At 37.5% G+C, this 11,779-nt stretch carries 13 protein-coding genes; 9 read left to right on the top strand and 4 right to left on the bottom strand.

Annotation, left to right across the window (positions count from 1 at the left end):
- Positions 1 to 18 precede the first annotated feature (18 nt).
- The 7 genes from Q8G36_RS25110 to Q8G36_RS25080 all read left to right on the top strand — a co-directional run bounded on the left by Q8G36_RS25110 (position 19) and on the right by Q8G36_RS25080 (position 4,433).
- Positions 19 to 846, top strand: coding sequence for a transporter substrate-binding domain-containing protein (locus Q8G36_RS25110; RefSeq protein WP_305162494.1), 828 nt, complete (start codon positions 19 to 21; stop codon positions 844 to 846).
- A 106-nt stretch (positions 847 to 952) separates the two neighbouring features.
- Positions 953 to 1,591, top strand: a complete 639-nt coding sequence (locus Q8G36_RS25105; RefSeq protein ID WP_089364247.1) for an amino acid ABC transporter permease — start codon at positions 953 to 955, stop codon at positions 1,589 to 1,591.
- A 13-nt stretch (positions 1,592 to 1,604) separates the two neighbouring features.
- Complete coding sequence (locus Q8G36_RS25100) at positions 1,605 to 2,255, top strand: amino acid ABC transporter permease (protein ID WP_063234989.1); 651 nt, start codon at positions 1,605 to 1,607, stop codon at positions 2,253 to 2,255.
- Between the two features lie 449 nt (positions 2,256 to 2,704).
- Positions 2,705 to 2,986: a DUF4190 domain-containing protein gene (locus tag Q8G36_RS25095; protein ID WP_305162493.1), complete on the top strand. Its 282-nt coding sequence runs from the start codon at positions 2,705 to 2,707 to the stop codon at positions 2,984 to 2,986.
- A 110-nt stretch (positions 2,987 to 3,096) separates the two neighbouring features.
- Positions 3,097 to 3,417 (top strand): hypothetical protein, encoded by a 321-nt coding sequence (locus tag Q8G36_RS25090; protein ID WP_305162492.1) that lies wholly within the window; start codon positions 3,097 to 3,099, stop codon positions 3,415 to 3,417.
- 353 nt (positions 3,418 to 3,770) lie between these two features.
- Complete coding sequence (locus Q8G36_RS25085) at positions 3,771 to 4,193, top strand: nucleoside 2-deoxyribosyltransferase (protein WP_305162491.1); 423 nt, start codon at positions 3,771 to 3,773, stop codon at positions 4,191 to 4,193.
- A 111-nt stretch (positions 4,194 to 4,304) separates the two neighbouring features.
- Complete coding sequence (locus Q8G36_RS25080; protein ID WP_260288268.1) at positions 4,305 to 4,433, top strand: hypothetical protein; 129 nt, start codon at positions 4,305 to 4,307, stop codon at positions 4,431 to 4,433.
- A gap of 399 nt (positions 4,434 to 4,832) precedes the next feature.
- Here the strand turns inward: Q8G36_RS25080 and Q8G36_RS25075 are convergent, their stop codons facing one another.
- Entirely contained in the window at positions 4,833 to 5,576 is a 744-nt protein-coding gene (locus Q8G36_RS25075) for a L,D-transpeptidase family protein (RefSeq protein ID WP_305162490.1), read from the bottom strand.
- 220 nt (positions 5,577 to 5,796) lie between these two features.
- Between Q8G36_RS25075 and Q8G36_RS25070 the strand changes: the two genes are divergently transcribed.
- Positions 5,797 to 6,249 carry a YueI family protein gene (locus tag Q8G36_RS25070; protein ID WP_305162489.1) on the top strand — a complete coding sequence of 151 codons (453 nt, stop codon included), beginning with the start codon at positions 5,797 to 5,799 and terminating at the stop codon, positions 6,247 to 6,249.
- Between the two features lie 376 nt (positions 6,250 to 6,625).
- Here the strand turns inward: Q8G36_RS25070 and Q8G36_RS25065 are convergent, their stop codons facing one another.
- Together Q8G36_RS25065 and Q8G36_RS25060 are read right to left on the bottom strand one after the other, a co-directional pair.
- Positions 6,626 to 7,693, bottom strand: a complete 1,068-nt coding sequence (locus Q8G36_RS25065) for an AI-2E family transporter (protein WP_305162488.1) — start codon at positions 7,691 to 7,693, stop codon at positions 6,626 to 6,628.
- Positions 7,694 to 8,352: 659 nt separating this feature from the next.
- Positions 8,353 to 9,621 carry an L-lactate MFS transporter gene (locus Q8G36_RS25060; protein WP_305162487.1) on the bottom strand — a complete coding sequence of 423 codons (1,269 nt, stop codon included), beginning with the start codon at positions 9,619 to 9,621 and terminating at the stop codon, positions 8,353 to 8,355.
- A 652-nt stretch (positions 9,622 to 10,273) separates the two neighbouring features.
- On the opposite strand from Q8G36_RS25060, the gene Q8G36_RS25055 reads away from it, so the two are divergent.
- Complete coding sequence (locus Q8G36_RS25055; protein WP_305162486.1) at positions 10,274 to 11,362, top strand: branched-chain amino acid aminotransferase; 1,089 nt, start codon at positions 10,274 to 10,276, stop codon at positions 11,360 to 11,362.
- Between the two features lie 142 nt (positions 11,363 to 11,504).
- Here Q8G36_RS25055 and Q8G36_RS25050 read toward each other — a convergent pair.
- Positions 11,505 to 11,779, bottom strand: a 275-nt coding sequence (locus Q8G36_RS25050; RefSeq protein ID WP_305162485.1) for a transposase, incomplete at its 5' end; no start/stop codon positions are given.

Below are 11,779 nucleotides of genomic sequence, written 5' to 3'. Positions count from 1 at the left end.
AAAACAGGGGTGAATTTCATGTTGAAGAAAAAGAAATGGTTAAAATTATCTTTGCTATCATTACTGGCTGTCATTTTATTAGCTGGATGCGGCGGGGGGAATGATTCAGACAAAGCTGAAGAAGGTGGAGGTAAAGACAAAGAAAAAGATGTTCTCGCACAAGTGAAGGAAAAGGATAAGATCGTTTTTGGGGTGAAAAATGATACAAGGCTATTCGGATTGAAAAATCCTAGTACTGGAGATGTAGAAGGCTTTGATATTGATATCGCCAAAGCCCTTGCTGCAGAAATCCTTGGTGATGAGAATAAAGTTGAATTTAAAGAAGTGACTTCTAAGACAAGGATGGCATTATTGAATAATGGTGATATCGATGCGATTGTAGCAACCATGACAATCACGGAAGATCGTAAAAAGGAAGTGGACTTCACTGATGTTTACTTTGATGCCGGACAATCTTTGTTGGTCAAAAAGGGCAGCGATATCAAGGGTATTGATAGCTTAAAAGGGAAAAAGGTATTGGCCGTCAAGGGCTCTACTTCTTCCATAAATATCCGTGAAAAAGCTCCTGAAGCACAAGTGCTTGAATTTGAAAACTATTCCGAAGCGTTCGCCGCACTTAAATCCGGACAAGGGGATGCATTGACCACGGATGATTCCATCCTTTATGGAATGGCAGATGAAGATCCAAGTTATGAGCTTGTTGGCGGTACATTTACGGAAGAGCCTTATGGAATTGCCGTGAAAAAAGGAAATACTGACTTTGTTGACGAGTTGAATAAAGCCCTTAAGTCACTTAAAGATTCAGGCAAGTACGATGAAATCCATGATAAGTGGATTAAACATTAAACATTTTAGAAAATGTATAAGGGAAGCTGACCTTAAATAACATTGGAACATTTATCTGTGGGGATGAGCGTTTTGCTCATCCTTACTAGTTAAAGGAGTGTATGCCGTGCTTGATTTCTCCATTTTAACAGAGAATCTGGATATGTATTTATTAGGCTTTAAAAATACGATCATGTCGAGTTTGATCGCGCTGGTAGCGAGTTTGATTCTCGGTGTGCTTATTGCTATCATGCGGATTGCGCCGATAAAGCCACTAAACTGGCTGGGTACCGCCTATGTCGAGTTCATTCGGAACATTCCGTTATTGATCATTACCTTTTTCTTCTTTCTCGGTCTTAAACTAAGCGGTCTATACGCAGGGACATTAGCCTTGACCATTTACACTTCATCTTTCATAGCAGAGGCAATTCGAGCCGGCATCCTTTCCGTGCCAAAGGGTCAAATGGAAGCTGCCCGTTCTTCAGGTCTGACATATGGGCAGGCAATGAGGCTCGTCATATTGCCACAGGCCGTTAAAATAGTCATTCCTCCTTTAGGGAACCAATTTATCAATCTAGTTAAGAATTCTTCCATTTTAGCCGTCGTTGCAGGACTCGATCTTATGTACCACGGGGATTTGATTTCTTCAAGGACATTTGTCGTGTTTGATGTGTACATTTTCGTTGCAGCGTTTTACTTAATACTTACCATTCCTTTAAGTTTTGGCGTTGGTTATTTGGAAAAACGTCTGGCTAAGAGTAATTGAGGGAGGTATATATATGGATTTTGCAGGTGCCTATACACCAGATAATCTTAAGTTTTTATTAGAAGGATTTTGGGTAACGCTCCAGGTAGCTTTTATATCCATTATTCTAAGTTTCATTATTGGCGGGCTTGTAGGTATAATCCGTTACGCAAAGGTGCCGGTGTTATCACAAATATTAGCTTTGATTGTAGAAACGGTACGTAATTTACCGCTGTTATTAATAATATTTTTTACATATTTTGCTTTGCCGGAAGTACGGATTAAACTGGAAATCATTCCAGCAGCCATTGTTGCCTTGACAATTTTCGAGTCAGCCATGCTTTCTGAAGTCATCCGAAGTGGACTTAAATCCATTGATAAAGGCCAAATGGAAGCTGCCCGTTCATCAGGCTTGAGCTATACACAGGCATTGATACATATTATTCTGCCCCAAGCGCTGCGACGCATGGTTCCTCCCATTGTCAGCCAATTCATTTCTTTATTAAAGGATACCTCTTTAGCTGTTGTCATCTCTTTGCCGGAGCTAACTCATCATGGTCAAATCATATATGGACAGAGTCAAAAGTATTTAATACCGATTTTGATCCTGGTGGCTCTCATGTACTTCATTGTGAACTATAGTCTTTCTTTAGTAGCCCAGAGACTTGAATTGAAACGAACCTAGAAAAACGACTCAGAAATGAGTCGTTTTCTACATGTCTATAAAAGGAGGTTAGGATTGATCTCACCCCGGACCACGATTATAAAAGAAGACTTGGATATCCTCCTGTATTTTTACTTTTTTTATGGTTTGTATAATTTGAACTTTGCCTAAAGGCACTCGCTTTCCGAGGGCGCGAGGAGGCTTGGCAGACAGTCGGCGGAAAGGGAGCGATTTCTGAAATCAACTGGAATATTTTTTAGAAAAACTTTAGGCAAACTGGGGCATTCTCCGAATTTGTCTATATTCTGAAACGACTCAGATATGAGTCGTTTTTTACATGTATGGATCCGACCAAGTGTATGAATTAACCGGCAGGATAGCTTGGATTATTAGAGATGAATGAGTACACAAAAAATGAATCTTTTGCTTTAAATAACCGTATATATAAAAGAAGAAAGAAGGTGGAATATATGTCGGAAATTAAACCAAGCAATAGCAAAGCGATTGTATCATTGATCATGGGGGTATTATCCCTGTTTATTCCATTGATAGGCATCATATTAGGTATTCTAGGTTTAATATTTGCATCGAAGAGTAAACAAGAAATTAAGCTTACTGGTGAATCTGGAAATGGATTAGTGACAGCTGGAAAAGTGTGCAGCATCGTTGGAATAATCTTGAATGTTCTCATGATTCTGATTTTCCTGGTGTTTTTTTATTTCGTAGTAAATACGGACATAACAACCTATTGAATGTAAGTATTGAATTGACAAACAAAGAAAAGTAAATTAAACCTATATAAAATGGGAATTCATGTTATAATTAATATAAAAACCCAAAAATTATATGAAGGGATGATATTTTGACCATTCAAATCTTTGAGTACCCTGCCGTATTCTATTATGAAAAGCACCCGTTGATTATCGACTCTTTTTCCGTTCAAGTTTGTTTCCCGGATTTTAGGCGAGAGGGAATTATTGCTTCCGTTAGCGGTAGGAATCGGGTAGATGCATTAGCTTGTGCTCAAGAACTGCTGGAAACCATGGTCGAACATTTTATTCACGATAAAAAAACAATCCCGGATGCAAGTGAAATGGAAAAGGTAAATCTGGATAGGGGAATTAATATATGCGAGGCTGCACCCTTCAGGATTGAAATAGAAAATATCACATATGAAAAATAAAAAAACCTTGCCGGTTAAGGACAAGGTTTTTATTTTGTAATTCTTGAAATTCAATGAACATTTTGTAACCCGGAATGTCAGACCATTAATTAGTACATAGTATATTATTTTTTGTAGTAGATTGAAGCCACCGGTGATAATGATACACTGCATAACATGCCCCGGCGTTATATTTTTTAAAAAAAACCATCATTACCTGTAAAAGGAATGAGGGTTTTTTGTTTCGTTTATAATTTCCGTTTAATTATTTTTTAATTTTCGGGAAAGGATATTGCGTTCTTTATAACGAATATGTATAGTATAGGTAACATGGGTAAAAAGTATCAATAGTTATATATTTTGGAGGTATATGTGTGAAATATTATATAGCATCAGACGAAAAAAATTTGAAGCAAGTAAAATCATTGATCAAGAAATTGACTTCAAAAGGGTTTACCTGTGTGAATGACTTGAATTTAATTACGAATGATGAGAAAAACCAAATAACGGACGGCATTGAAGAATATGAAAAAAAGGGTATTGAGGAAGCCGATTTCATGCTGATCTTCCTAACAGCAGGAAAAGGTAATCTATATGAGCTTGGATATGCTTTATCTTTAAATAAGAAAATTATTGTGTATTCACCTGAGAAAGATAATTATCATATTAATAAAAAATCAATATTTCATAATCTGCCCGAGGTAAAAATCTGCAGCGGGACCTTTTATAAGCTGGTTAAATTGATACATACGCTTTCTCCGGAAGGATCTGAAAAAGATTCACTGCATCTTAAATAAATGTCAAATGTAAAATTATAAGGATACCCTCTAATAATGTATCTTTTGAACGAATTGTTTAATGTATTAAAATGAGGGTAAAAAGATCATTAAAAAAGAGAGAGGACTGTTTTGGCCATTATTGATATCGACCAATTATTGTTAGCCACTGAAGCGATTGCAGAAGAATCAGTTCCATTCCATCTTGATACATTTGACATCGATCAACTTTTAGATAAAACGGATTATTGGAATTGGTAAGGAAAAGCATGCCCAGATAGGATATGCTTTTTTTCTGACTGAAAATAACCTGATTACCGGTATGAAATAATACATGTAATCAGGCAAGTGAGGATATTTTAATGAAGTGGATAAAGTTAAAACCGGCGTCCTTTTACGAATCCTAATATCACAAACATCGAGATGGTGCCAATAACAAAAATTGCTTTAATGGATGTTACGAGAATATCATCGTACATTTGTATGACCTCCTTGTATGTAATGACAGTGCGATTATGATTAGCTGTTGATGTATAAATTATAACATAAAGTTAATAACTGGTGGTGGAAAATTAAAGTCGGTATGGGTAATAATGTATAAGTTGTCCAGTTGAAACATAAAAAAGATATCCTCTAATCAGTGGATATCGGTAATGAAAATTATTTAAGTCCAAGCGCTTTTTTCGTTTTAGGTCCGACGATCCCATCAGATGTAAGTTTTTTAGACTTTTGGAATTTCTTTACAGCAGATTCTGTATTTTTTCCAAATGATCCATCTACGCCTTTAGTGCTGTATCCAAGTTTAGTTAATTTTTTTTGCAGTTCCATTACTTGGGGACCACTGCTTCCTTTCTTCAAGGTAGAGTTGGCATTTACAGGTAGGCTTACAGAACCGCTCACTTTATATCCATTCGTGGCAGCTATGGTGGCAAATGATCTATTCGAACTGGCAATCAAGACTACAGTGTTCATTTTCACCCTATCATACAGCCATTGAACTTCATCATTATACATACGAATGCAACCGGCACTTATATATTTCCCAATGGTTGTAGAATCATTATTGCCGTGTATTGCATACGTATTTCCTGGTGTATTCCTCGCATTGATTCCCAGCCATCTTTTACCTAGAGGGTTTTTTGGGTCTCCGCCTCTAATGTTGCCTTTATAATAGGGACGATTCACAATCTTTGTCACTACCTTGAACTTTCCTTCAGGAGTATAGGAGGCTTTCTTTCCTGTCGCTACGATGAATACCCTCACCAATTTATCATTTTCGTAATAGGCCAGCTGATTATTGGTTTTATTGATGATGATCAGTTGTCTTGCTGCAGCACCTGAAGTATTACTGAACCCCAAAAAACAAAAGGCGAACATCAATACAAATACAATTAATTTTTTCATGTTTTTCCCCGTCCCTCATTTAAGCAACCTGCATTTACACATATACTATCCTATGCATGAAGTGAGGCTAAAGTGACAATTTTTTGAGGTGAGGGCAGACTAATTAACTATGGGAAAAGTCAAACCTAGACCATATTCTACTTTTATGCATAAGAATGATGGGCACTATTTTTCGCCATATTACATACAATATTGAAGTGAAAGCGGAGGTGGGAAAGAATTGTCACGCCTAAAGGTGGAGGACTACCTAGAACAAGGAATCTATGGTCCAAAAGAAATAAAGCCTGGTGAACGAAGGGAATTTCTGGGCACATTACGGGAGCGCGTCGTCATCGTCCTAAAAAAAAGCCAAGTCTTTGAAACGAATGTATATCCGGAGATAGAGCAAATGATGAAGCAGTATCCCCGTTCAAATCTGTTTTTAAATGGTCAGATGGACTATCAATATTTAGGGAAATATATAAAATTGGCAATGAGTCATAATATCCCTTACAAAATTGTCCTAAACAAAGATCATAACTCCAATTTAGGTCTGGTATTAGCAGAAAATAATGCCATAAACAAAGAAGAAATTTATATCGAGAAGCAAAATCATGCCCAGCAAGTTATCAAAAAGAAAAGCTTCAAAGCGTTTTTCAAACGCTGTGTTAAAAAATTATTAAACAAACGTTGATAGAATTATCAACGTTTTTAGTTTGTCTACAAAAGGGGGGGCGGAATGGTCTCATTTGAACCATGATTTTAAGACTAGGTTATCATTAATGGTTTTTACGGTTTATGAAATCCTTAGTAGATTGAAGAAATTTGCAATACTCCTGCCGAATAACTGGATAGCCAAGACCCCACATACACTTGCGTCGAGGAGGTTTGGCACACAGTCGGAGAAAAGGGAGCGGATTTCCGAAATCAACTGGAACTTTTTTGGAAGAAAAGACTATAGGCAAACTCGCTTTTCTTCGAATTTGTCTACAGTCTAAAACGTTGATAGAGTGATTTTTGTTTTTATTTTTACCGCTTCTTTAATTAAGTGCGTAGACAACCAATCCTGTTTATGTAACCCTTTTTCGTAATCTATAAAACTTCCTGAAATTCCCTATAACCGTTTTTACTACGGAATAAGTGGGGATAGCGATTAAAATGCCAATGAAACCGTATATTGATCCTGCAGCAAGCAGCAATAAGATAATGGTAAGTGGGTGAATGTTAAGCCGTTTTCCCATAATATTCGGTGTAACCAAGTGCCCTTCGACCTGTTGAACAACGGTAAGGACAATGAGTACTTTCACTGCCAACCCAATGTCTTGCTGTAAGGCAATGAAAAGGGCAGGGATGATGCTTATAAATGGACCAAGGAATGGTACAACGGTAAAAATCATGGCGAATAAGGCTAATACGAGTGCATAATCGAGACCGATAATCAGGTAGCCAATATACATCAAAGTCCCAATGACGATTGATATGATGAATTGACCGATAATATAAGTTGAAAGGGCTTTATCAACGTCTTTTAAAATCGTGTTCCCCTCTGATTCTACATCGTTCGGTATATATTTTAATAGAAATGGTCTTAATTTATCTCCATCCTTCAAGAAATAGAATAAAATGAATGGTGTAATGACCAATAATGTTAATACACTAGTGATCGTGGAAAGAATGGTATTGAAATTCACTATGAGTTTTTCCGAGTAATCTTTCAAATGCGTGACCGCTTTTTCTTTCAAATCTTCCATATTAACCATGCCAAAATCATTTTTTTCAATCATGACTTCAGATTCTTTAGAGAATTCCTTGACTTTGCTGGGGAGGTTTTCAGATAATTTTTGAAATTGATCCACGATTACAGGACTTCCAAAGTAACTTACCATCGCAATCATACTAAATATAATCAAAAACACGGTGAAGATGCTAGCTGACCTCGGGATAAATTCAGTTAATAAGTTAACGACCGGCCGTAATATATAGTATAAAAGCCCAGCCACAATAATAGGGAAAAACATGGCAGCAATGATTTTTTGTAGCGGCTGCAGAACATAATCAATCTTACCTAGTAAAAAAATAATTAAAATGATCAAAATGATCGCGCATGCATATTTGAAAAACGGTTTATTGATCCACAAGACAATCCCCCCTAATTCCATCTCTTACTTGATTCCCTGAATTAGCATAATGTTAAACTATATAACTTGTTCAAATGTTTGGTGCAAAACATGTTATATAGTTTAACATTCAACTTTTTCGGTTGTGCTGTCTCCTTTTTGAATCATAAAAGGAATGCTAGTTGCAGCAACAAGGAAATGGGAATACAGCTTAAAAGCTGGAATTTGTATTTCTTATACTTTCTTGGAAATCCAATAGCAATAGCAGCAACCAAACGAAGTTGTCATATGGAAAAGGAAACAAGACTTTCACTGTAAAATGAAGGTTATCTTTAAAAAATATACCGGTTACATTGACGCTTTCCTGTCCTTACGTACATAAGTCGATAAAGCCCCCCTACAAAGATTTCATCGGTAACTGCATTTCCCAAGACTACTGTAATTAAGCATAAGAAATGCTCACAACTGCACCAGCAAAGAATCCGGGTGGGAGGACCTAATCCATAAAATATTCGGATGTGCTGCAGTTCAAAAAGATATCAGATTATCTCAATCCCAGAAGATGCCCGAATAGTAAGAGCAGCCACCGTTACGGCCAAAACAAACTAAAAAAGGCATCATCAAAGGTAAATTCCGGTTTTGGGAGTTTACTTGATAATGCCTTTTTGCAAGGTTTTAAATTAGGATATTTTACTTAATGTTTTCGTAACTCCTTGTTTCTGTTCTCTTTGCATTTTTTTTATGTCCAGACGCAACCAGACTGAGATGGCGAATGCTATCGCAATTAAAGCTGCGAAAACGTAGAATACCGGGATGTAACTGTTCGTACTTTCCCTGATTGCAGTAACCAACATTGGTCCGCAAACCCCGCCTAGAGACCAGGTAGTTAAAAGATAACCGTGGATGGCGCCAATTTCCTTAGTTCCAAATAAATCCCCGGCAAATGCAGGGAGATTTGAAAATCCTCCTCCATAACAACTAACGACCAGCAAGATGAGCCCTTGGAACAATAGTGTATTAGTAGTCGTTGGAAGTAAAAGGAACGCTCCGATTTGAATGATGAAGAAAATGACGAAAACATTTGGACGTCCAATATAATCAGATGCTGCTGCCCAGCCAAGTCTTCCTCCGCCATTGAAGATTCCCATAATACCGACTAATGTTGCAGCACCTGCTACAGACAGACCAACAACGTCTTGTGCCATTGGTGAAGCTACCGAAATCATCATGATCCCGGCACTTGTATTTATCAATTTCATGGACCATAACATCCAGAAATGTTTAGTTTTAACCGCTTGTTTTGCAGTTAATTGCCTTAGGTCTTTCTTCAGTTCTTTCTTACCGGACTCAATATCTTTTTTCATTCCTTCAGGAAGCCAGTTGGGCTTTGGAGGTGCAATATAGGATGCACCTAAGAACATCAGTATGAAATAGCCTGCGCCTAAAATATAATATGTAGTATAAATTCCAACGGATTCCATAAGGCTTGCAGCTACTGGGGCTGTAATGAGAGCTCCGGCACCGAAACCTAATACCGCCATTCCTGTTGCCAATCCCCTGCGATCTGGGAACCATTTGACTAAAGTGGATACTGGTGAAATGTACCCAATCCCCATGCCAAGTCCACTTAAAACCCCATATGTCAATAGGTAAAGCGGAAGTGAATCGACCATTACTGCCAAACCGGAACCAGCTTGTCCTAAACCGAATAAAACAGCCGCGACAAAAGCTGACTTCCTTGGACCATTTTTTTCTACGAATTTACCAAAGAAGGCAGCAGAAGTTCCTGCAAGCGCCATCATTATTGTGAATGCTAACGTTACTTCAGTTTCTGACCACCCCATAGTCTCAACTAATGGTTTTTTGTAAACGCTATATGCGTATGCACCACCAATTGAAAGGTGAATGGCGATAGCGGATAAAGCGATTAACCATCTGTTTTTTGTCATGTTGTTACCCCTTTTCGTCAAAAAATAAGAAAGTTGCATGCGTTTCATCTATAATACATCGAGTTGCATGCGTTTTATCTATCTTGTGGATAAGTATATAAGAATATTATTTAGTAGTAAACTACTAAATTGAAATTCATGAAAAATTTTCCTCTGAGCTTGGAAATAGGAATGGTACGAAAGAACCACTTTTTGGATTCGGTTTAAAAATGTTATATATGCTTAGGTTTTTAATATACATATAAGATTTGCAGGTATTAGCTTTAGTGTTTTATTCACGAATCTGCTAAAATTCTTTTCATTTATCGATTTTCCTGTTTACAAAAAGGGGGAACGATTGAATTTACTCTAAGGCGCCATGAACCAGAATTATTCTCATTGGCTTTATTGTGATTATTTTGATAAAATTAATCTAATATTCAAGACACTTATCGTACACTCGGAATGGATATTTTTAGAGGTTTCAGGAATAATTGATTCTTTTTTCAGGAATCATAGTCTGGAAATCAAAGAAAAACCCATTTATTTTAAAAAAATTCCGAAAATTTCGTCTTAAAGGCTTGAACTATGATTCCTTATAGGAGTAAACTAATTAAAGATAGATTTTATGGAAGTGAAATCTTGTAAATTTAATCAACAAGGGGTTTTGGTAATGAAGGAACATGACATGCAAATCACGCTTAGTACAACAAAGAAAGAAAAACCACAAGCGGACCAGCTTGAGTTCGGTAAGCAGTTTACCGATCATATGTTTATTATGGATTACACACAAGGGCAAGGGTGGCATGATCCAAGAATTGTTCCTTATCAACCGCTCTCATTAGAGCCGTCAGCTATGATTTTTCACTATGGTCAATCCGTTTTTGAAGGATTGAAGGCATATGCAACACCAGAGGATGAAATTATCTTATTCCGTCCGGAAAAGAATTTCCAACGCTTAAATAGTTCAAATAGCCGATTATGCATACCGGATATTGACGTTGATTTTGCGTTGAAGGCATTGAAGACTTTAATTAGCGTTGATAAGGATTGGGTTCCCCAGGCAGAAGGGACATCTTTATATATCAGGCCATTCATTATAGCTACTGAGCCTTATCTTGGAGTATCTCCATCGAATAAGTATCAGTTCATCATCATCATGTCACCAGTGGGTTCGTATTATAAAGAAGGCATTCATCCAGTTAAAATTGCAGTGGAGTCAGCTTTCACTCGTGCAGTTAATGGAGGTACAGGTGAAGCTAAAACAGGCGGTAATTATGCATCTAGCCTAAAAGCCCAGGAAGTATCCGAAAAGATGGGTTATGCCCAAGTTCTTTGGTTAGACGGAGTGGAGAAAAAGTATATCGAAGAAGTTGGAAGCATGAATGTTTTCTTCAAAATTAATGGTGAAATCATCACTCCTGCTTTAAATGGAAGTATCCTTCCGGGTATTACTCGTGATTCCATTATTGAATTGCTGAAACATTGGGGTCTTCCCGTGTCGGAAAGACGCATTTCGATGGAGGAAGTCCATGAAGCATATAAATTGGGTCACTTGGAAGAGGCCTTTGGAACGGGTACAGCCGCGGTCATATCACCAATTGGTGAATTTTTGTGGAATGGTGAAGAAATGATTGTTCAAAGCGGGGAAACCGGCGAACTTTCCAGAAAGCTTTATGATACACTGACAGGTGTCCAAACAGGTAAAGTCGCAGACGAGTTGAACTGGACTACGAAAGTTGAAGAAAAAGTGACTCAATGATACTTAAACAAAAAAACCTTCTTTGAAGGTTTCAGTTTGTAGACAAAAGGGGTTCGGAATTAAAAAATTCCGAACCCCTTTTGAAATTCCCTTTGAATTTTCGCCTAAAGTTAAGAGATTGGGGCTCTACGAGCCCACTATGTTAGGCCATTTTTGGACCTTGCCATGTCCAATTGGCCATCTTCTTTAAATTAATGGCAGCGAAAGTAAGCATCGCTTGCATCGACAATTTTTTAAGTCCCCTTAAAGTAGTCCAACGCATACCATGCTTTTCTTTTGCATCTGCCAATACACGCTCAATCGTTTCTTTGCGTTTCGCATATATAGGTTTTACATCTTGATGGTGACGCAGATGATCTGCTTCTTCCACATATGCTTGCCAGATATGCCGTGTCACTACTTTTTGATGGTCTTTGC

This window comes from Peribacillus frigoritolerans (genome assembly GCF_030676415.1).
GTDB classification, from domain to species: Bacteria; Bacillota; Bacilli; order Bacillales; family DSM-1321; genus Peribacillus; species Peribacillus frigoritolerans_A.
The sequence above is the reverse complement of the archived record's forward strand: the minus strand, read 5'-3'. Positions and strand labels throughout refer to the sequence as shown.